This window comes from Candidatus Krumholzibacteriota bacterium (assembly GCA_016931295.1).
Taxonomy (GTDB): Bacteria; Krumholzibacteriota; Krumholzibacteriia; order Krumholzibacteriales; family Krumholzibacteriaceae; genus JAFGEZ01.
This window is the reverse complement of the sequence record JAFGEZ010000001.1, coordinates 169,008-188,700: the sequence shown is the minus strand read 5'-3', so window position 1 is coordinate 188,700 and position 19,693 is coordinate 169,008. Positions and strand designations below refer to the sequence as shown.

Below are 19,693 nucleotides of genomic sequence, written 5' to 3'. Positions count from 1 at the left end.
CCGCTCCGCGGATCAGACGACCCGGGAGTTCAAAACCACCGGATCGCGATCGGGTAACGCCTGCGCCTCGAGCCGGATCCCGCGCTTGACGAGCTCCCGCATCGCCCGGCGTTCCTCGGCGTCGAGATAGACGTCGTCCATGATCTTCTCCTTGCCCTCGGCGTAGTGGAGCCCGCCGACGTTGACCAGTTCGACGGGAAGGCCCAGGTCGACGAGGGCGAGAACGCTCCCCGGCTCGCGGACGAGCAGGATCACCTTCTCCTTGTCGAAGACGCCCCCCGCCGCCCGCCGTGCGGTCTCCTCGAGGGAAAGGATCGAGACCTTGATGTCGGAAGGCACGGCCGTCCCGTACAGGTTCCGTTCCCACTCGCTCGCCGCGACCTCGTCGTCGGCGACGACGATCCGGTCGGGGTTCATCACGCGCCCCCAGCCGATCACGACCTGCGCGTGGATGAGGCGGTCGTCGATGCGCAGGAGCTCGATCATCCGTCCCCTCCTCCCATTTGGAGCTCGACGCGCCGGATGCTCTCCTTGCCGCGGCCGAGGATGTGTTCGATCATCCGGTCGAACTCCATCGAATCCTTCTTCGTGAGGAAGTCGAGCAAGAGCGGCAGGTTGACGCCGCTGACGACCGTGGTCCCCGGCATCTTCTCCGCCGCCCGCATGCTGTTGATGCAACACGAGCCGCCGAAATAGTCGACGAAGACGACGATGCGCGCCCCCGTGCACTCGCCGGCGATCCGCCGGATACGGCCGACGACCTCCTCGTTGCACAGGTCGCTCCCGGAGATCGCGTAGAGTCCGGCGCTCCGCCCGACGATCAGCTCGGCCGTGCGCAGAAGCTCGCGCCCGAGGGTCCCGTGCGTCACGATGATGCCGATCGTGCCTTCGTGGTCGGTTCCGCAGCTCATTCCGTGTCGTGTTTCAGGTATCGTCTCGTCTTCCGGTCGCTCTCGATCATGTCCATCAGAGTCTGGTCGAGCCGTTTCGCCGCGTCGATGCCGTAGACCTTGAGCATGTGATTGAGGGCGATCGTCTCGGAGATCACCGTGATGTTCTTTCCCGGATAGATCGGTATCGTCACCTGGCGGACGTTGACGCCGAGTATCTCGTGCCGCTGCTCCTCGAGCCCGACCCGGTCCCAGTCCTTGTTGGGGTCCCAGTCCTCGAGATGGACGACGACCTCGATCCGCTTCTGGATGCGGACGGCGCGGATGCCGAAGAGGTCCATGACGTTGATGATGCCGAGCCCCCTGATCTCCATGAAGTGCAGGAGGTGCTCCTTGCCCCGCCCCATCAGCACGTCTCCCTGGCGGATGATCTCGACGACGTCGTCGGCGACGAGCCGGTGGCCGCGCTCGACGAGATCGAGGACGATCTCGCTCTTGCCGATCCCGCTCCTGCCGGTGAAGAAGAGCCCCACGCCGTAGACGTCGACGAGGGAGCCGTGGACGGTCGTCTGGGGAGCGAACACGCTCTCGAGATGGCTCGTCAGGCTGTGGATGAAGGGGGTCGTCGACATCGACGTCCTGAGGACCGGCACGCCGCGTTCCTCGGCCATCGGGAGCAGGTCGGGGGGCAGGTCGAGCCCCTTGGTGACGATCATGCAGCAGAGTCGCTCGGAGAAGAGCCTCGCGAAGGCCTCCCGCTGCTCCGCACCCGTGAGGGAGCGGAGAAAGAGGATCTCCGTCTCGCCGAGGAGCTGGATGCGGTTGTGGAGATAGTTCGCCATGAACCCGGTCAGGGCGAAGGCGGGGCGATGGACGTCCGGCACGGTGATGCCGATCGGGCCGGTATCCACCTCGGTGAGCAGCTCGAGGTCGAAATCGGCTCCGGAATCCTCGAGGAACTGCCGGACCGTGTATTCGTTCTCCACGACGCCCTCCCCCGCTCGGCGCTTCGCTCGCCGGGGAATCAGTCCGCCTCGCCGGCGGCGGGGCCGATGACCCCGTAATGCCCGTCGGGACGCTTGTAGACGAGGCTCAGTTTACCCGTTTTGACGTTGTTGAACAGCAGAAAATTCTCCTGCCCCCCGGTCATCGTCGTGATGGCCTCCTCGAGGACCATGTCGGGGATCTCGAGCGCGTACTGCTCGATCATCTCGAGGCCGCCGTCCGAATCGACGCTTTTCGAATCGAAGACCGTCTCGGCCTGCACGAGGAGCCGGGTCGACTTCCGGGGCTTGTGGTGCGTCGCGATGATCTTGCCCTTGAACTTCTTTATCTGCCGCTCGAGGCTCTTCGCCGCCTCGTCGATCGAGGTGTACATGTCCTCGGATTCTTCCTTCGCGGTGAAATCGTGCCCGTTGACGTGAACGTGCACCTCGGCGATATGACGAAACTTTTCCACCTCCATGATGACATCGACGTTGAGAATGCCCTCGAAATAGCGCTTGAAGCGCAACAGCCGCTCCGTGATATGGTCCTGGAGTTCGGCGCTCGAGTCGAAATGTCTCGCGGTGGTCGTCAATTTCATGAATCAATCCTCCTGCGGACGTCCGGCGTGACATCGGTCCTCGCCGACACGGCCGCCCCGGTGTCGTTTTCCTGGTAGGAGCTCCTCACGAGGGGCCCCGCCGTCACCTCGAGAAATCCCATCCGATAACTTTCGCGTTCGATCCGGGCGAAGCGTTCCGGGTGCACGTACTCGCGCACCGGTTCCTGTTCCATGCCGGGACGGAGATACTGGCCGAGGGCCGTGAAATCCACGTCCGCTCCGCGCAGATCCGTCATCGCACCGAACAGCTCCTCCTCCGTCTCGCCCAGGCCCAGCATGAAGGACGACTTGGTGAACACCTCCTTGTCGATCCGTTTCACCTCGGCGAGCAGCGACAGCGACCGATCGTAATCGGCGCCGCGCCGCATCGCCGGATAGAGTCTTCGCACGGTCTCCATGTTGTGGGAAAGGATGCGCGGTCCGGCCTCGAGCACGGTCTCGAGCGAGGTCCGCGAACCCTCGAAATCGGGGACGAGCACCTCGACGACGGGCGCGGGATCCAGCGCCCGGAGGGCCCGGACGACCGCCGCGTAGTGGCCCGCTCCCCCGTCGGGAAGATCGTCCCGCGTCACCGAGGTCACGATCACGTGCCGGAGGCCGAGCGTCCGGGCGGCCTCGGCGAGGGCCGCGGGCTCGCCCGCCTCGACCGGCGCCGGGCGGCCCTTGCGCACCGAGCAGAACCGGCAGCCCCGGGTACAGACGTCTCCGAGGATCATGAAGGTGACCTTGCCCTTCGAGTAGCACTCCGCCCGGTTCGGGCAGAGACCCTCGCGGCAGATCGTATGCAGCTTGTGTCTCCGGATGACGGTCTCGATGCGGGAGCACTGACCGATGACCGGGATGGGGCGCCGCAGCCAGGACGGGAGCCTCTCGGAGCGGCGTGAACCGGTGAATGAAGCCATCAGGCGAACAGACCCTCTCGTGTGTCTAGTACTGCTTCCGGTGCCGCGCGGGAAGAATGCCTTCCTGCTCGCGGTACTTCGCGACGGTGCGCCGCGCGATGATCAGGCCATCCTGCTTGAGGATGTCCGCGATCTTCTGGTCGCTGTATGGTTTCTTCGTATCCTCCTTCTCGATGATCTGCTTTATCCGCAGCTTCGCACTCTTGGCCGAGACCTCCTCGCCTCCCTCCGTCGAGAGGCTCGAGGAGAAGAAGTACTTCAGCTCGTAGACGCCACGCGGCGTCTGCACGTACTTGTTCGTCGTCACGCGCGAAACGGTCGATTCGTGCATGTTGATCCGGCTCGCCACCTGCTGCAGCGTGAGCGGCCTGAGGCAACTCGTCCCCTTCTCGAAGAACTCCCGCTGCTCGTCGACGATCGTCTCCATCACCTTGATCATCGTGCGGCGGCGCTGCTCGATCGTCTGGATCAGCCACTTCGCGTTCTTGAGACGCCCCTGGATGAACTCCTGCGTCTCCTTGCTGATCTGCGGGTTGTTCTCGAGCTCGCTCCGGTAGGACTGGCTGATGCGGAGCCGCGGCACGTTGCGGTCGTTGAGCATTACGATGTACTTCTCGCCGACCCGCTCGACGATGAGATCGGGGATGACGTACTTCGGCCCCTCGGCGATGACGTCGAGGCCCGGTTTCGGATTGAGCGTGCCGATGATCTCCGCCTGGGCCTGGACCTCCTTCAGCGAGATCTTGAGCTTCTTGCTCAGATCCAGGTACTTCTTCTGCTTGAACTCCTCGAAGTACTCCGAGACGACGCGGGCGGCGAGGGTGTCCTCGAGGCCGCGGGCGGTGAGCTGTATCATCAGGCATTCCTTCAGATCGCGCGCGCCCACGCCCGGCGGATCGAACGCCTGGATCACGAAGAGCACCCGCTCGGCGTCCTCGACGGGAACGTCGAACGTGCGGGCGATGTCCTCGAGGGAGCAGGTGAGATACCCCGAATCGTCGAGGCTCCCGATGATGTACTCGCCGATCCGGAGCGTCTGCTCGTCCTCGGTAACCAGCCGGAGCTGGCTCATGAGGAAGTCGGCGAAGGTCTGCCTCGCCACCGGCACGCGCTCGAGGAAGTCCTCGCGCTCCTCCTCCTCGGCGAAGCCGCTGCCCAGCCCGAAACCGGTCTCGAAATACTCGTCCCAGTCGATCTTCTCCTCGTCTTCCTCGTCCTTCTCCTTCTCCTCCTCCTTCGCCTCGTCCTCCATCATCTCCTGGACGTCGTCCACTTCCTCGAGAAGGGGATTCTGGATGATCTCCTGCTTGAGCACCTGCTGCAACTCGAGGGTGGGCATCTGCAGCAGCTTGAGGGCCTGCTGCAGTCGCGGCGTCATGACGAGCTGCTGCCGCATCTGGACGTTGAGGCCGACTTTCATTTCCATATGGATGCCATCCTGTCGTTACAGACGGAACGCCTCGCCGAGGTAGATCTCTCTCACTTCGGGGTCCGATGCGAGCTCGTCCGCGGTTCCGGAGCGCTTGATGCTCCCTCCATACATGATATACGCTCTATTGGTGATTGACAACGTCTCCCGCACGTTGTGGTCGGTGATCAGCACGCCCAGGCCGCGATCGCGCAGTTTCCGCACGATCTCCTGCAGGTCGGCGACCGCGATCGGATCGATTCCCGCGAAGGGCTCGTCGAGGAGGATGAAGGACGGATCGGTCACGAGCGACCGGGTGATCTCGACGCGCCGCCGTTCGCCGCCGGAGAGCTGGTACCCCTGCCGGTCGCGGAGATGCTCGATGTTGAGCTCGGCGAGGAGCCCCTCGAGCTTTTCCCTGCGCTCGCCGGACGCGAGCGGCAGGGTCTCGAGTATCGCCATGAGGTTCTGTTCGACGGTGAGCCGGCGGAAGACCGAGGCCTCCTGGGGGAGATAGCCGATCCCCCGTCTCGCACGCTTGTACATCGGGAGGCCGGTGATCGGATCGCCGTCGAGCAAGACCGTCCCCGCATCGGGGCGGATCATCCCGACGATCATGTAGAAGCAGGTGGTCTTGCCCGCGCCGTTCGGGCCGAGCAGCCCCACCACCTCGCTTCGCTGCACGTCGATCGAGACATCGTCGACGACGCGCCGCTTGCCGTACACCTTGACGAGCCCCCGGCAGGCGAGTCCGTTTGCCCCCGCGTCCGGGGCCATCGGTCGCTCACTCATCCGTCTCTCCCGTCTCCCGGTCGACCTCCCGGCTCACTGCCCCGTCCTCGTCGCGAAGGAAGGCCTTCACGTCGCGGAGTATCTCGACGTCGTCGAGATCCGGATCGCTGCGCAGCCCGTAGCCGGTCAGCACGTCCGTTGCCTTCGTGAACCTGACGAAATCCTCCGTGTGGATCTCGCCGAGCTTCTCGACCCAGACGAGGGTCTCCGTCTCCAGCGTGTATCCCTCCCGCGAGGTGACGACGACGTCCCCCAGCGCGGTCAGATCGTGGGAGACCTTGTTGTACTCCCCCTTCTCGGCCGTCAGCACCGAGGAGACCTCGCCGAACTCGTCGTAGAACTCGATCCGCGGCTCGTCGGTCACGAGCAGATTGCGCTCGTTGTAGACACGCGCGCGCGGCGCCCACAGCTTCCAGGTCACCCGCCCGGAGTCGCTCTCGGTCGTCGTGAAGTCGGCGAACTCCTGGTCGGGGATCTCGACCGCGCCGAGGGTCTGCTCCACGTCCTTCCGCCCGCAGCCGGACACCACCGCGAGGGCGGCGGCGACGATCAGGATTCCCCGTATGGCGCGTCTTGTCGTCATGGTCGGCTCTCCGCCGGGGCGAACCCGGCTCCTCTTCTTCTATGATGGTGCGTCCGGCTTCGGGCGGCAAGGCTCAAATCCCGCCGTTCGTCCGGGAAACGGGCCTGCCGGGAATTCCGCGCCGGCGGTCGGAACCCGGCCGCCGCCGCCAACCGGCGCCATGGCCCCGGCCGATCCGCGCGTCCCCGTAACAGCGGAATCGGCAACGGGATGCCGCCTTACCCGACAAGAGATACCACGCCGCACGCCCACTGTCAAGCAACAAGCGTGCCATCCAGAAAACCCTCTTTTCCACAAGAAGTTAGCGGGCGGGAATGAAACCGGCGCCTTCTACCGGAGGCCGGCGCGGACGATGTCGTGGATGTGGATGACGCCCACCGGACGGCCGTTCGCGTCGAGGACGAAGAGCTGCGTGACCGGTCCGGAACCGCCGAGTTCCATGTCCCGCAGCGCCTCGACGGCGAGCGTGCCGGCGGTCGTCGTCCGGGGGCCGGGCGTCATGAGTCCGCCGACCGGCTCCTCGAGCGCCGCGGGATTCTTCATGAGGATGCGCTTGAGATCGCCGTCGGTGACGATCCCGGCGAGGCGGCCCTCCGGGTCCGCGACGCCGGCGCACCCGAGGCGCTTTCCGGCGATCACGAAGAGCGCCTCCTTGAGGGTGGTCTCCATCGAGACGAGCGGCATGTCGTCGCCGGCGTGCATCAGCTCGGCGACGGTGAGGATCAGGCGCTTGCCGAGGACGCCGCTCGGATGGAGCTTCGCGAAATCCTCCTCGCTGAAATCACGCAGGCGGAAGACGGCGACGGCGAGCGCGTCGCCGAGGACCATCGCCGCCGTCGTGCTCGTCGTCGGCACGATGTCCATCGGGCACGCCTCCCGGTCGACGTGCGTGAGGAGCGCGACGTCGCTCTCCCGGGCGAGAACGGCGTTTGCCGCGGCGGTGATCGAGATCATCTTGACGTCGAGGGAGCGGATATGGGGCAGGAGACGGGTGATCTCCTCGTTGTTGCCGCTCTTCGAGACGGCGAGGAAGACGTCGTCGGCGGTGACCATCCCCATGTCGCCATGCATCGCCTCGACGGGGTGCAGGTAGACCGACGGGGTGCCGGTGGAGCTCAGCGTGGCGGCGATCTTCCGGGCGACGATCCCCGACTTGCCGATCCCGCAGACGATCGTCTTGCCCCGGCATTCGAGGACGAGCCGGACGGCGCGCTCGAAGTCCGTCCCGATCCCGGCGAGAAGCGAGCGGAGGCCCCCGATCTCGTTCTCGACCGTCTCGCGCCCGACGGCCGCGATATCCCCGCCGCCGCTTTCCGCGCTTTTCGACGTCGCCCGGCCGCGTTTCGTGTCCGTCATACCGTTTCCTCCCCGCCGCCGGCGCGGCAGGCCCCGGCCGCCTCGAAGAAGCGGGCCGCCTCCGCCAGGAGAACGGGCAGCTCGGCCAGGGGCAGCATCGCCTCGGCGTCGCAGCGGCAGGCGAGCGGGCGCGGGTGCGTCTCGACGAAGAGGCCGTCGCAGCCGGCGGCCGCCGCCGCGCGGGCGAGCAGCCGCGCGAGGCCGGGGCGGCCGCCGCTGCGGTCGCCGAGTCCGCCGGGGAGCTGGAGCGAATGCGTGGCGTCGAAGACGACCGGGGCGCCGAAGGGCCGCATCCGCTCGAACCCGGTGAAATCGACGACGAGGTTGTGGTAGCCGAACATCGTCCCGCGCTCGGTGACGATGACCTCGGACGCCCCGCCCGCCCTCGCCTTCGCGACGGCGAGCCCCATCTCCTCGGGGGAGAGGAACTGGCCCTTCTTGAGGTTCACCGCCCGTCCCGTCTCCGCAGCGGCGACGACGAGCCGCGTCTGCCGGACGAGAAAGGCCGGGATCTGGATGACGTCGCAGACGCCGGCGACCGGTCCGATCTCCTCGCGGCAGTGGACGTCCGTGAGGAGGGGAACGCCGACTTCCCGCCCCACGCGCTCGAGCATCTCGAGGCCCCGCTCGAGACCGGGCCCCGTGTAGGACTCGACCGAGGAGCGGTTGTCCTTGAGGTAGCTCGATTTGAAGACGTACGCGAATCCGTGCCGCTGTGCCTCGTCGCGGCACCGGGCGGCGATCAGGAGGGCGTCGTCCATGTCCTCGAGCGCGCAGGGTCCCGCGATGAGAAGCGGGGTACGCTCGGTGTCGATGATCCGGTCGCCGATCGTGATGGAGGACATCGCGGCTCCGTCGTCAGTCGCCGGAGAGGGCGCCCGCCGCCTTGCGGCTGCCGTCCCGCTCCTCCATGAGTTCCCTGGCGGCGGCGACGAGGCCGTGGAAGAGCGGATGGGGCCGCTGCGGCCGGGACTTGAGTTCGGGGTGGAATTGCGAGGCGATGAAGTAGGGATGGTCGGGGAGCTCGATCATTTCGACGAGATCGCCGTCGGGCGAGAGGCCCGAGACGAGCAGGCCGTGCTCCTCGAGCGTCCCGCGGTAGTCGTTGTTGACCTCCCAGCGGTGGCGGTGGCGCTCGTCGATCTCCGTCGTCCCGTAGAGGCGCTGGGCGAGAGAACCCTCCTTGAGGACGCAGGGATACGACCCGAGGCGCATCGTTCCGCCCATCTTCGACTTGCTCCGCTGCTCGAGCATCAGGTCGATGACGGGGTGCGCCGTGTCGGGCTCGAATTCCGAGCTGTGCGCCCCCTCGAGCCCGCAGACGTGGCGCGCGAACTCGATCACCGACACCTGCAGCCCGAGGCAGATGCCGAGAAACGGTATCCGCTTCTCCCGGGCGTAGCGGACCGCGGCGATCTTCCCCTCGATCCCGCGGTCGCCGAAGCCGCCGGGAACGAGGATGCCGTGGACGTCCTCGAGGAAGGCCTCCGCCCCCTTCTCCTCGATCTGCTCGGAATCGACCCAGCGGATGTTGACGTGCACGTCGTTCGTGGCGCCCGCGTGGATGAAGGACTCGATGATGCTCTTGTAGGCGTCGACGAGGTGGACGTACTTCCCGCAGACCGCGATGTCGACCCGCTCGGTCGCCGAGTAGATGCGGTGCACCATCTTCTCCCACGCCTCGAGGTCGGGCGGCGGCGTCTCGAGTTTGAGCTTCTCGCAGACGATGTCGTCGAGATGCTCCTTGTGGAAGCCGAGCGGCACCTGGTAGATCGACGCGACGTCGCGCGCCTCGATGACGGCCCGCTCCTCGACGTTGCAGAAGAGGGCGATCTTGCTGCGGATCTCGGGAGCCAGCGGACGCTCGGTGCGGCAGATCAGGATATCGGGCTGGATGCCGATCTCGCGGAGGCCCTTGACGCTGTGCTGGGTCGGCTTGGTCTTGAGCTCCCCCGCCGCCTTGATGTAGGGCACGAGGGTCAGGTGGATGTAGAGGCACCGGTCGCGGCCGACGTCGAGCGAGAACTGCCGGATCGCCTCGAGGAAGGGCAGCCCCTCGATATCCCCCGTGGTGCCGCCGATCTCGGTGATGACGACGTCGACCTTCTCGCCGTTCTCGGCGGCGAGGCGGATCCGCGCCTTGATCTCGTTCGTGATGTGCGGAACGACCTGGACGGTGCGGCCGAGGTAGCCTCCCTCGCGCTCGCGGTTGATCACGGCCTCGTAGATCTGGCCGGTCGTCACGTTCGATCGCTGGCTGAGGTCGCGGTCGATGAAGCGCTCGTAGTGGCCGAGGTCGAGATCGGTCTCGGCGCCGTCGTCGGTGACGTAGACCTCGCCGTGCTGGAAGGGGCTCATCGTCCCCGGGTCGACGTTGATGTACGGATCGAACTTCTGCAGGACGACGTTGAGGCCGCGCTGCTTGAGGAGCAGCCCGAGAGACGCGCCGGAGATCCCTTTTCCGAGAGAGGACACCACCCCGCCCGTCACGAAGATGTACCTGGTGTTCTCGCTCAACTCCACCTCGCGCCTGCTGGAATCCCCCTGCCGCCCTGATGTCAGGCCCACATTAACGCCCGGCCAGCAGTTTTTCAACTCTTTTTATGTCCCCGGGCCGGTCGACGCCCGCCGCGCGGGCGCGGCACCGCACGACGCGGATCGACACGCCGTTCTCGAGCGCGCGGAGCTGCTCGAGCCCCTCGCGCCGCTCAAGGGGTCCGCGCGGCAATCCCCCGTACCGGAAAAGGAAGGATCGGCGGAAGGCGTAGACGCCGACATGCCGGAGAAAGGCGCCCTTTCCCGACGGGACGGGCGCGCGCGAGAAGTAGAGGGCGTCGCCGCGGGCGTCGACGACCGCCTTGACGACGTCGGGATTCGCCTTCTCCGCGTCGTCGGCGCAGGGCGAGGCGAGCGTGCCCATGAGGATCCCGCGGTCGCCGAGCATCGTCTCGACGAGTCGCTCGACCCCCGCTACCGGAAGGAGCGGCTCGTCTCCCTGGATGTTGAGGACGATCCCGCAGGGGATGCCGGCGGCCGCCTCGGCGACGCGCCCCGTGCCCGACCGGTGGCGTCCGGTCATCCGCGCCTCGAAGCCGGCCGCCTCGACGGCGGCGAGGATCCGGCGGTCGTCGGTGGCGACGAGCGCGCGGTCGACGCCGCCGATGCGCGCGGCCCGTCGGATGACGTGCACGATCATCGGTTCGCCGGCGATCGTCGCGAGCGGCTTCCCGGGGAAGCGGGTCGATCCCCACCGCGCGGGGACGACGGCCAGCACGCGCGGTCTCCTCATCTGCGGTCCTTTCCGCGCGGACGAAACCGGTTGCCGCCCGGGGCGGCCCGCCCGGTCACTTCGCGTACTTCTTCTGCCCCTCCTCGTAGGCGTTGCCGCCGTGGCAGTCCTGGGCGACGACGAGCGGGAAGTCCTTCACCGCGAGCTTGCGGATCGCCTCTGCGCCGAGATCCTCGTAGGCGACCACCTCGGCCGCCGTGATCGACCGCGAGATGAGGGCCGCCGCGCCGCCGGTGGCGGCGAAGTAGACCGCGCAGTTCTTCTTCATCGACCCGACGACCGCGTCGGATCGAGCTCCCTTGCCGATCATCCCCTTCAGCCCCCGGTCGAGGAGGGCCGGAGCGTAGGGATCCATCCGGTAGCTCGTCGTCGGACCGGCGGAGCCGATCGCCTTTCCCGGCGGCGTCGGCGCCGGGCCGACGTAGTAGACGACCTGGCCCTCGAGGGGGATCGGCAGCTCCTCGCCCGCCTCGAGCAGGTCGACGAGCCGCTTGTGCGCCGCGTCGCGCGCCGTGTAGACCGTCCCGGTGAGCTTCACCGTGTCCCCGGCCCTGAGTTTCCGTATGTCGTCGTCTTTCAGCGGAGTCGTCAGTGCGTGTTCAGCCATCGTTCACCTTCCTGTGCGTGAAGGTCCCCCGTGTCCCGGTCAGAGCTCGACGTACTTGTGCCGCGCCGCGTGGCAGTTGATGTTCATCGCCACCGGGAAGGAGGCGATGTGCCGCGGGGCGGTCTCGATGTGGACGGCGAGGGCCGTCACGCGGCCGCCGAATCCCATGGGGCCGACGCCCGTCTCGTTGACCTTCACCAGGAGATCGCGCTCGATCTCCGCGTAGAAGGGATCGGGGTGCTCGCTGCCGATCGGCCGCAGGAGGGCCTTCTTGGCGATCTGCGCGCATATCTCGAAGGTGCCGCCGATCCCCACGCCGACCACGATCGGCGGACAGGGATTCCCCGACGCCTGCTTGACGCCCTCGAAGACGAACCGCTTGATCCCCTCGACGCCGTCGGCCGGCTTCATCATGGCGATCCGGCTCATGTTCTCGCTGCCGCCGCCCTTGGGGACGATCCAGAGCCGGAGCGCGTCGCCCGGCACGAGCCGGAGGTGGATGACCGCCGGCGTGTTGTCCCCCGTGTTGCCGCCCCTGACGGGATCGGCGAGAACGGACTTGCGCAGGTACCCGTCCGTGTAGCCCTTGGCGACGCCCGCGTCGATCGCGTCCTCGAAGAGGCCGCCGGTGATTTGCGCCTCCTGGCCGAGCTCGGCGAAGACGACGGTCAAGCCGGTGTCCTGGCAGATCGGCATCCGCTCCTCGCGGGCGATTCCGCTGTTCTCGAGGATCTGCCGGAGCACCTCCCTGCCCGCCGGCGAATCCTCGGTCTCGAAGGCCTTCTCGAGGGCCGCCTGGACATCCTCCTCGAGGACGTAATTGGCCTCCATCGACAACCGCGCGACGGCCTCGGTGATCTGTTCCGCCTTGATTTCCCTCATCTCGCTCCTCTCCTCTGCTGGGCCTACAGGGCCGGTTCAAGCAGGATCGTCCTCGTCTCCGCGGGCAGCGCGCCGGGATCGATGTCGATCGCGCTCGTGCCCGGCCGCTCGACGTTCCCGACGAGGTCGGCGAAGACGTCGGGCGGGGCGATCGGGAACCCGACCTTCTCCGTCTTGAAATGCATCGGCACGACGATCCTCGGCTTCGCCGCCCGCACGATGTCGAGGGCCGCGCGCGCGTCGATCGTGAAATGGCCGCCGACGGGGACGAGCATGACGTCGACGCCGCGCAGCGCCGGCATCTCATCGAGGTCGAGCGGGTGGCCGAGATCGCCGAGATGCGCGATCCGGAGCCCTTCGGCCTCGACGATCGACACGAGGTTCGCGCCCCGCTCGCCGCCCGACGACTCGTCGTGCCAGGTCGCGTGCGAGACGATGCGCACGCCGTCGATCTCGACCTCCCCCGCCGCGTCCACCACGGCGCCCGCCGCCTCGACGACGGCCGCCGAGCGGTGATCGGCGTGGTCGTGGCTGATCACGGCGATATCGTATCGGCCCCCGATCGGCAAGAACGCGAGGGCGCCGTCGTACGCCCCCGGCTCGTAGGGGTCGAAGACGATCCGCCGACCGTCGCCGAGGGCCAGCTCGAACGCCGCGTGTCCAAGGTAGGTCAGTCTCATGGTTTCCCCCCCCGCACAAAAAAAAGGAACCCGTCCGGCTGCATCGCCGGCCAGGTTCCCGATACTACAGGACGGGTGTTTCGTCGTCCATCACTGCGCGTTGACGCTCACCCGCTTTTTCGACCGTCCGAACCGTTCGAAGGAAACCACGCCGTCGACGAGCGCGAACAGGGTATCGTCGTTCCCCCTGCCGACGTTCAGGCCGGGGTGGATACGCGTGCCCCGCTGCCGGACGATGATGGTTCCCGCGAGGACCTTCTGCCCGTCGGCCCGCTTGACCCCGAGCCGCTGGGCATTGGAGTCACGACCGTTCTTGGACGAGCCGACGCCTTTCTTGTGTGCCATGCCAGATCAACTCCCCGGTGACGCCCGCTATGCGGATATTCCCGTTATCTTCAGGAGAGTGAACCCCTGCCGGTGCCCGGTCTTCCGCCGGTACTTCTTCCGGCGCTTCATCTTGAATACGATGATCTTGGGATACCGGTCGTGGCCGATCACCTCGGCGGTCACCGAGACCCCGTCGAGACGCGGCCGCCCGACACGGATATCCTCTCCGTCCGCATAGAGGAGGACGTCGTCGCACGTGATCGTGCTGCCGACCTCGGCGTCGAGGCGCGGCACGTGGACCTTCAGGTCCCGCTCCACCGTCACCTGTTTGCCGGCTAAACGAACGACTGCATACACCGCTCCATACCTCCTGCAAGCGAAAAGGAAGTATATTGATAACATCCAAACTGGCCGGAGTCAAGCGTAAAAAGCCCTTCCGCCGGCTCCGGCCGGCGGAAGGGGGGGCTTTCGCGGGCCCGGTGCGCGGGGACGGCCGGCGTCCCCCGAACGCGTCAATCGGCCGGCCTGCCTCCCGCCCGCTTGACGACCGACCAGCTCGCCGGCTGTACGCCCACCGTCGTCGGGTGGATCCACCCGGAATCGTAGAGCTTCGGACCGGCGTACCGGTCGCCGTCCCGGGCGCTCCAGAGGATCGCCTTGAGGGTCCACGAACCCTCCGGCACGTTGCAGGGCAGGCAGAACGGGCGCGTGACCGTCATCGTAACGCCCGCGCCGATCGTGAACTGGAGATCGTTGTCCGGATCGTCGTGGATGAGGAGGGTCGGATCGGCCATGTCGAGATCGTACCAGAGGGTGAGCTGCCGTCCGCTGTTGTTGTGCACCTCGATCGGCACGTCGATGCACTCGCCGCACCGCAGGGAATCCGTGCCGATCTCCCCCACGACGACCGTCGGCGGCTCGGTGATCGTGAAGGGATGCTCGTTCACGGCGATCCGCCCGAACTCGTCGCAGTACATGTTCACCTGGACCCGGATATAGCAGTCGTCCGAGTCGGTCAACGTCGGCACCACCCAGTTCCAGCCGCCGAGGTTGGTCATGCACCCCGTGAGCGGGAACCAGGAGCGCTTGCCGTCGATCGAGAGGTCGATCCAGGCCGTGTCCCAGAGATCGGGATTGTAGGTCCACCACTCGATCCGGCATCCGAGCCCGCACGGCCAGACCTCCCCCGGCAGGGAGGGGGATTCCAGGACGACGGAGTCCTGCCCCGCCGCCGGGGCGGCGAGGGCGCAGACGAGGATCGTCAGCAGCAGCAGTCTCATCCGGTCACCGTCCTTCGGACTTGATGCCGCCCCAGGTGGCCCGTTCGACGGCGACCGCCATCGGGTGGATCCATCCCGAGTCGAAGAGCCGCGGGCCGTTGTAGTCGCCGTCCTCCTCCCGGACGCCCCAGAGCATCACCTTGACGTTCCAGTCCCCCGACCGGTGCCCGTAGGGTATGCAGAAGGGGCGCGTGACGGTCATCGAGCCGAAGGGCGGGAGGACGAAGGGCATGTCGTTCTCCTCGTCGCTGAAGATCACGAGGGAGGCGTCGTACATGTCCACGTCGAACCACAGGTTCATCTCGAACCCGCCCCGGTTGACGATGTCGATCGTCACGTCGAAACACTCGCCCGAGGAGATCTCGTCGATGTCGATCGGGCGCACCGTCACCTGCGGGGGCACGGTGATGATGAAGGAAAAGTCGGTGGTCGTCGAGATGTAGTCGTAGAAGCATGTGGCGAGGTATTTCGAATGGATGCGGAGATAGCACTGCTGGGATTCGATCCCCGACGGGATCGCCCAGGTCCAGTGGCCGACGTCCGGATAGCAGTCCACGAGCAGGTTCCATGACTGTTTCGCGTCGTATGAGACCTCGATCTTGACCGCGTCGGGCGTGCCGATCAGGCGCCACTTGATCTCGCCGGGCAGGCCGCTCGGCCAGATCTCCCCCGGCGTGGAGGGGGAATCGATGTAGACCTGGGCGGCGGCCGCGACAGGGAGGACGAAAAGCAGCAGGAGGAACATCGGTACTCTGGCCATCGATCGACCTCCGTAGCGATATCGCGGGATCATGGGAAGGTGGGGGGACGCGCCTCGGATAAGATACTACTATCCGACGGATCGCGCAAGTGGCCGGTCGTTCTTCTCAGGAAAAACCGCGCTTCAGGTCCCGGTTGCCCTCGATCGACCTGATCTCGAAATCCTCGCGGTGCAGGCGCGGATCGTCGATGATCTCCACGTCGAGGCGGTAGCGCCCGGCCAGTTCCTCGATGTTCTCCCAGCGCTCCTCGCGCAGGAAGATCCCCAGGACGGGATTGACGGTGAGCCGGATCCCCTTCTCCTTGCGGCTCATCCCGATCCGCCGGATCCAGTGCTCCATCTTCATCGCCATCGACTCGATGCTCAGCACCTTGCCGCTTCCCGAGCAGTAGGGGCAGTCGTCGCTGTAGTAGTGCATCAAACTCGGCCGGACGCGCTTCCGGCTGACCTCGATGAGGCCGAGGTCGCTGACCGGCGACACCCGGGCCCGCGATCGGTCCTTCCGGAGAGCGCCGCGGAACTCGTTGTAGACCTTGCGCTTGTTCTCTTCCGTCTCCATGTCGATGAAATCGACGACGATGATGCCGCCGATATCGCGGAGACGGAGCTGGCGGGCGATCTCCCGCGCGGCGATGAGGTTCGCCTCGAGGATCGTCTCCTCCTGGTTCTTCTTGCCGGTGAAGCGTCCCGTGTTGACGTCGATCGTGACGAGGGCCTCGGTGTGCTCGATGACGATGTAGGCCCCCTTGCGGAGCCAGATCTTCCGCTCGAGCGTCTTCTCGATGTCGTCCTCGACGTCGTAGTGGTCGAAGATCGGCGCCTGCCCCCGGTGGAGCTTCACGCGCGGCAGGAGCTCCGGCGCGAACGTGCCGATGTACGACCGTATGCGGTCGAACTCCTCCTTGCGATCAATGACGATCTGGTTGATGTCGTCGGTCAGCAGGTCGCGCAGCGCGAAGACCGTGATGTCGACGTCCTCGTGGATCACCGTTGGCGGCGTGGCCTCCGCGATCCTGGCGCTGATCTCCTCCCAGCGCTTCTCGAGGTTGCGGATGTCCTCCCGCAGCGGCTCCTCCTCGACCCCCTGCCCCGCCGTCCTGACGATGACCGCCCCGCCCCGCGGCCGGATCCGGCGGACGATGCTCCGGAGGCGGGCCCGCTCCTTCCGCCGCTCGATCTTCTTCGAGACGCCGATGTGGTCGAGATTCGGCATGAAGACGGCGTACCGCCCGGGGAGGGAAAGCTGCGAGGAGACGCGGGGCCCCTTCGTGCCGATCGCCTCCTTGCGCACCTGGACGACGATCTCCTGCCCTTTCCGGAGCAGCGATTCGATCGGCGGGTACTCCCGGCGACGCCGTCCGCCGCTCGAATCGATGTCCAGCTCGTCGAGGAGCTCGGGGTCGAGCGAGTCGGTGGCGACGTCGCTCACGTGGAGAAAGGCGGCCTTCTCCTGCCCGATGTCGACGAAGGCGGCCTGGATGCCGGGAAGGACGGCGTTCACCCGTCCGTAGTAGATGTCGCCGACGCTCCGCCGGCTGTCCTCCCGCTCGATGAGGAACTCGACGAGCTGCCGGTCCTCGAGGATCGCGATACGCACCTCGCGCTGGGTGTAGTTGATGATGATCTCTTTTTTCATGTCCGTCGTCTCGCTGTCGTGTCGAAGCCCTTATTCTATCGATTCCACCGGATCCGCGAACCCGGTGTCCGTTCCGTATTCGATCCCCGTCCGCTCGATGCGCGCCAGCGGGACGATCCACGCCGGCAGCACGGCGGCGAGCAGGTCGGCGGGGGTCAGCCATCCGCGCTCGGTGCCGGGGACGACCAGGTCGACGAGGTCGTCGCCCGCGCCGGTCGCGACGCACCCGACCGTCGAGCGTTCCCGCCCCTTCCGGTCGACGACGACCGCTCCCCGGGAGAAGAGATCCTCCCACGCCGCCAGGACCGTGCCGGCGACGTCGGCCGGCAAATCGGCGCCGGGCGCCTCGCGAACCGAAAGCGATCGGGCGAGATGATACCACATCGCCTCCCGGCCAGAAACGGAATCCTCTCCGGCCAGGAGCGCGGCGGCGGCGAGCCGCGGCGGCTCGAGGTCGACGCGCCAGGCGAAACGGGTCACCGGGGAGAGCTTCGCCCGCCGCCGGTCGACCGGCCCCGCGCAGGCGGTCACGTGAAGCCCCTCGTGGAGGAGCCCCTCGAAGCGGGCCGGCGTCATCTCCGCCGGTCTGGTCAGCTCGATGTCGAAGAACTCCCGCGTCCCCTCGGCGCCCACGGGGAGCGGGGGCCCCATCGACAGGCGCGGCCGCGGGCGGAACCCCTCGGTGAAGGAGAGGGGCAGTTCCGTGCGCCTGAGGACGCGCTGGATGACGTTGATGAGCTCGCGGTGCGAGAGGAAGCGGATCCGCCCCCGCTTCTCGTACCGCACGCGATAGCGGTACACGGGCGCATCCTCCGCCTGATCGTTTGCCGCCCCGGGAGCCGGCAGGTTTTTCCCGGGGGAGATTGCCGGCGCGGTCGGCGCGAGCGGCGCGGCCGGCCCGGCGGGCGCGGGCGACGCGGCCGCCTCGCACGCAACGCGGTCCTCATCGTCCCGGCAGGCGTCGCAACCGTGGCAGCCGTCGGTCCGGCAGTCAGCGGTCAGCTCGCCCGCGACGGCGCGCTCGCGCTCGCGGCGCAGGTGGGCGACCGAGACGCCCTGCTCGAAGACGTCCCAGGGGAGCGGCGCGTCCGGGTCGCGGGGCCCGAGGAGTTCTTCCCGGTCGAGTCCCGCCTTCTCGAGGGCGCAGGCCCAGAGGTCGGCGCGGAAATGGTCCTTCCACGAGTCGAAGCGCGCGCCGATCCGCCAGGCGCGGACGATCGCGGGCCAGAGCGACCGGTCGCCGCGCGCCACGATCCCCTCGAGGACGCTGATCTCCGGGTCGCGCAAACTCAGCTGGACGCGCCGGTCGCGGATCCGGCCCGCGAGGAACCGCTCCTTTTCGGCGAACTCGGCCGCCGTGCACTGCCGCTCCCACTGGAAGGGGGTGTGCGGCTTCGGCACGAAGGGGGAGATCGAGACGTTGAGGCGGAAGCGCCCGCGCCGGCCGGGAAGCCCCAGGATGCGCTCGACGAGCCCGGCGATCCCCGCGAGATCCTCCCCGGTCTCCGTGGGCAGCCCGATCATGAAGTAGAGCTTGAGCACCTGCCAGCCCGCGTCGACGATGCGCCGGCACCCCTCGACGATCTCGTCGTCGGTCATCCCCTTGTTGATCGCCCGCCTGAGCCGCTCGGTGCCCGCCTCCGGCGCGAGCGTGAACCCCGACCGTCGCACCGTCGCCGAGGCGGCGACGAGGCGGTCGGTGATCGTCTCCGGGCGGAGGCTCGGGAGGGCCAGCGAGACGCGCCGCCGCTCGAGCTCGGGCACGAGGCGGTCGAGGAGGGGCCCGAGCGAGCGATAGTCCGACGTGGACAGCGACAGAAGGGAGACCTCGTCCCATCCGGATTCGTCGATCCCCGAGATCACCTCCGAGACGATCCGCTCGACGGGCCGCTCGCGCCGCGGCCGGTAGACGACCCCCGCGTGGCAGAATCGGCAGCCCCGCGTACAGCCGCGCATGATCTCCACGCCGAGCCGGTCGTGGACGACCTCGGCGGCGGGGACGATCGGGGCCGGCCGCTCCCCGCCGATGTCGCGGAACCGCCTCGCGCGGGCCCGCGGCGTGATTCCGTCCACGTAGACCCCCTCGACGCCGGCGAGCGCCCTTCGCCCGGCCCGGCGGCCGCGTTCGCCGCCGCGGGCGCCCGCGGCGAGGAGGCCGACCGCCTCGACGAGCGATTCCTCGCCGTCCCCGAGGAAGACGGCGTCGAGCGCGGGAATGAGCGGCAGGGGGTTCGACGAGCAGGGGCCGCCGGCGACGACGAGGGGGGCGTCGTCCGGGCGCGCGGCCGCCTCGAGGGCGAGCCCCGCCCGGTCGAGGATCGTCAGAACGTTCGTGTAGTGCAGCTCGTACTGCAGGGTGATCCCGACGAGGTCGAAGTCGGCGACGGGCGTGAGGCTTGCCCATGAGCGGAGCGGCTCGCCGGTCGCCCGCAGAAGATCCTCGAGATCGGGCCAGGGGGCGTAGGCGAACTCCACCCGGACCCCCTCCATGGCTGCGAGGCGGCCGTGCAGGATCCGCAGCCCCCCGTGGCTCATGCCGATCTCGTAGACGTCGGGGAAGACGAGGAGGACGTTGTACGCGCCCGCCTGCCAGCCCGGGCCGGCGTGCAGCTCGCGATCGATGTACCGCGACGGCTGGCGGACGGCCGGAAGGATGCCGTCGTCGTAGAGGTGAACGGCTCGTGTCGCCATGCTC

21 protein-coding genes are annotated in these 19,693 nt (G+C 67.5%); all 21 read right to left on the bottom strand.

Going from position 1 to position 19,693, the window contains the following annotated elements; all coding sequences use genetic code 11:
- Window positions 1–12 precede the first annotated feature (12 nt).
- Window positions 13–486 carry a PTS sugar transporter subunit IIB gene (locus JW876_00755; protein ID MBN1884034.1) on the bottom strand — a complete coding sequence of 158 codons (474 nt, stop codon included), beginning with the start codon at window positions 484–486 and terminating at the stop codon, window positions 13–15.
- Window positions 483–911 carry a hypothetical protein gene (locus tag JW876_00750; GenBank protein MBN1884033.1) on the bottom strand — a complete coding sequence of 143 codons (429 nt, stop codon included), beginning with the start codon at window positions 909–911 and terminating at the stop codon, window positions 483–485. The genes JW876_00755 and JW876_00750 overlap by 4 nt, the downstream gene beginning before the upstream one ends.
- Entirely contained in the window at window positions 908–1,876 is a 969-nt protein-coding gene (gene hprK / locus JW876_00745; protein MBN1884032.1) for an HPr(Ser) kinase/phosphatase, read from the bottom strand. Before hprK ends, JW876_00750 begins: the two co-directional genes overlap by 4 nt.
- A 38-nt stretch (window positions 1,877–1,914) precedes the next feature.
- On the bottom strand, window positions 1,915–2,475 hold the full coding sequence (raiA, locus tag JW876_00740; GenBank protein ID MBN1884031.1) for a ribosome-associated translation inhibitor RaiA: 561 nt from the start codon (window positions 2,473–2,475) through the stop codon (window positions 1,915–1,917).
- Complete coding sequence (lipA, locus tag JW876_00735) at window positions 2,472–3,398, bottom strand: lipoyl synthase (GenBank protein ID MBN1884030.1); 927 nt, start codon at window positions 3,396–3,398, stop codon at window positions 2,472–2,474. Before lipA ends, raiA begins: the two co-directional genes overlap by 4 nt.
- Window positions 3,399–3,423: 25 nt before the next feature.
- Window positions 3,424–4,824 carry an RNA polymerase factor sigma-54 gene (rpoN, locus tag JW876_00730; protein ID MBN1884029.1) on the bottom strand — a complete coding sequence of 467 codons (1,401 nt, stop codon included), beginning with the start codon at window positions 4,822–4,824 and terminating at the stop codon, window positions 3,424–3,426.
- A gap of 18 nt (window positions 4,825–4,842) precedes the next feature.
- The gene (gene lptB / locus JW876_00725; GenBank protein MBN1884028.1) at window positions 4,843–5,583 is read right to left on the bottom strand and encodes an LPS export ABC transporter ATP-binding protein; all 741 of its coding nucleotides are present in this window, start codon (window positions 5,581–5,583) and stop codon (window positions 4,843–4,845) included.
- A 7-nt stretch (window positions 5,584–5,590) separates the two neighbouring features.
- Window positions 5,591–6,181 carry an LPS export ABC transporter periplasmic protein LptC gene (lptC, locus tag JW876_00720; GenBank protein ID MBN1884027.1) on the bottom strand — a complete coding sequence of 197 codons (591 nt, stop codon included), beginning with the start codon at window positions 6,179–6,181 and terminating at the stop codon, window positions 5,591–5,593.
- A gap of 330 nt (window positions 6,182–6,511) precedes the next feature.
- Window positions 6,512–7,537, bottom strand: coding sequence for a KpsF/GutQ family sugar-phosphate isomerase (locus JW876_00715; GenBank protein MBN1884026.1), 1,026 nt, complete (start codon window positions 7,535–7,537; stop codon window positions 6,512–6,514).
- Entirely contained in the window at window positions 7,534–8,382 is an 849-nt protein-coding gene (gene kdsA, locus JW876_00710) for a 3-deoxy-8-phosphooctulonate synthase (protein ID MBN1884025.1), read from the bottom strand. The genes JW876_00715 and kdsA overlap by 4 nt, the downstream gene beginning before the upstream one ends.
- A gap of 13 nt (window positions 8,383–8,395) precedes the next feature.
- The gene (locus JW876_00705; protein MBN1884024.1) at window positions 8,396–10,054 is read right to left on the bottom strand and encodes a CTP synthase; all 1,659 of its coding nucleotides are present in this window, start codon (window positions 10,052–10,054) and stop codon (window positions 8,396–8,398) included.
- A gap of 52 nt (window positions 10,055–10,106) precedes the next feature.
- A complete protein-coding gene (gene kdsB / locus JW876_00700; protein MBN1884023.1) occupies window positions 10,107–10,826 on the bottom strand; it encodes a 3-deoxy-manno-octulosonate cytidylyltransferase in 720 nt (239 codons plus the stop codon).
- Window positions 10,827–10,881: 55 nt separating this feature from the next.
- Entirely contained in the window at window positions 10,882–11,433 is a 552-nt protein-coding gene (locus JW876_00695; GenBank protein ID MBN1884022.1) for a Fe-S-containing hydro-lyase, read from the bottom strand.
- A gap of 39 nt (window positions 11,434–11,472) precedes the next feature.
- Window positions 11,473–12,315: a fumarate hydratase gene (locus JW876_00690; GenBank protein ID MBN1884021.1), complete on the bottom strand. Its 843-nt coding sequence runs from the start codon at window positions 12,313–12,315 to the stop codon at window positions 11,473–11,475.
- Between the two features lie 23 nt (window positions 12,316–12,338).
- A complete protein-coding gene (locus tag JW876_00685; protein ID MBN1884020.1) occupies window positions 12,339–12,995 on the bottom strand; it encodes an MBL fold metallo-hydrolase in 657 nt (218 codons plus the stop codon).
- Window positions 12,996–13,085: 90 nt separating this feature from the next.
- Window positions 13,086–13,340, bottom strand: coding sequence for a 50S ribosomal protein L27 (rpmA, locus tag JW876_00680; protein ID MBN1884019.1), 255 nt, complete (start codon window positions 13,338–13,340; stop codon window positions 13,086–13,088).
- Between the two features lie 27 nt (window positions 13,341–13,367).
- Window positions 13,368–13,679, bottom strand: a complete 312-nt coding sequence (rplU, locus tag JW876_00675; GenBank protein ID MBN1884018.1) for a 50S ribosomal protein L21 — start codon at window positions 13,677–13,679, stop codon at window positions 13,368–13,370.
- 155 nt (window positions 13,680–13,834) lie between these two features.
- Window positions 13,835–14,602, bottom strand: a complete 768-nt coding sequence (locus JW876_00670) for a hypothetical protein (protein ID MBN1884017.1) — start codon at window positions 14,600–14,602, stop codon at window positions 13,835–13,837.
- Between the two features lie 4 nt (window positions 14,603–14,606).
- Window positions 14,607–15,362, bottom strand: a complete 756-nt coding sequence (locus JW876_00665) for a hypothetical protein (GenBank protein MBN1884016.1) — start codon at window positions 15,360–15,362, stop codon at window positions 14,607–14,609.
- A 106-nt stretch (window positions 15,363–15,468) separates the two neighbouring features.
- Entirely contained in the window at window positions 15,469–16,998 is a 1,530-nt protein-coding gene (locus JW876_00660) for an Rne/Rng family ribonuclease (GenBank protein ID MBN1884015.1), read from the bottom strand.
- Window positions 16,999–17,028: 30 nt separating this feature from the next.
- Window positions 17,029–19,689 (bottom strand): DUF2344 domain-containing protein, encoded by a 2,661-nt coding sequence (locus JW876_00655; protein MBN1884014.1) that lies wholly within the window; start codon window positions 19,687–19,689, stop codon window positions 17,029–17,031.
- Window positions 19,690–19,693: the final 4 nt, after the last annotated feature.

Coding starts and splice junctions, on each gene's coding strand:
- JW876_00755 (MBN1884034.1), bottom strand. CDS start 486: ATGATCGAGCTCCTGCGCATCGACGACCGCCTCATCCACGCGCAGGTC.
- JW876_00750 (MBN1884033.1), bottom strand. CDS start 911: ATGAGCTGCGGAACCGACCACGAAGGCACGATCGGCATCATCGTGACG.
- raiA (MBN1884031.1), bottom strand. CDS start 2,475: ATGAAATTGACGACCACCGCGAGACATTTCGACTCGAGCGCCGAACTC.
- lipA (MBN1884030.1), bottom strand. CDS start 3,398: ATGGCTTCATTCACCGGTTCACGCCGCTCCGAGAGGCTCCCGTCCTGG.
- rpoN (MBN1884029.1), bottom strand. CDS start 4,824: ATGGAAATGAAAGTCGGCCTCAACGTCCAGATGCGGCAGCAGCTCGTC.
- lptB (MBN1884028.1), bottom strand. CDS start 5,583: ATGGCCCCGGACGCGGGGGCAAACGGACTCGCCTGCCGGGGGCTCGTC.
- lptC (MBN1884027.1), bottom strand. CDS start 6,181: ATGACGACAAGACGCGCCATACGGGGAATCCTGATCGTCGCCGCCGCC.
- JW876_00715 (MBN1884026.1), bottom strand. CDS start 7,537: ATGACGGACACGAAACGCGGCCGGGCGACGTCGAAAAGCGCGGAAAGC.
- kdsA (MBN1884025.1), bottom strand. CDS start 8,382: ATGTCCTCCATCACGATCGGCGACCGGATCATCGACACCGAGCGTACC.
- kdsB (MBN1884023.1), bottom strand. CDS start 10,826: ATGAGGAGACCGCGCGTGCTGGCCGTCGTCCCCGCGCGGTGGGGATCG.
- JW876_00695 (MBN1884022.1), bottom strand. CDS start 11,433: ATGGCTGAACACGCACTGACGACTCCGCTGAAAGACGACGACATACGG.
- JW876_00690 (MBN1884021.1), bottom strand. CDS start 12,315: ATGAGGGAAATCAAGGCGGAACAGATCACCGAGGCCGTCGCGCGGTTG.
- JW876_00685 (MBN1884020.1), bottom strand. CDS start 12,995: ATGAGACTGACCTACCTTGGACACGCGGCGTTCGAGCTGGCCCTCGGC.
- rpmA (MBN1884019.1), bottom strand. CDS start 13,340: ATGGCACACAAGAAAGGCGTCGGCTCGTCCAAGAACGGTCGTGACTCC.
- JW876_00670 (MBN1884017.1), bottom strand. CDS start 14,602: ATGAGACTGCTGCTGCTGACGATCCTCGTCTGCGCCCTCGCCGCCCCG.
- JW876_00665 (MBN1884016.1), bottom strand. CDS start 15,362: ATGGCCAGAGTACCGATGTTCCTCCTGCTGCTTTTCGTCCTCCCTGTC.
- JW876_00660 (MBN1884015.1), bottom strand. CDS start 16,998: ATGAAAAAAGAGATCATCATCAACTACACCCAGCGCGAGGTGCGTATC.
- JW876_00655 (MBN1884014.1), bottom strand. CDS start 19,689: ATGGCGACACGAGCCGTTCACCTCTACGACGACGGCATCCTTCCGGCC.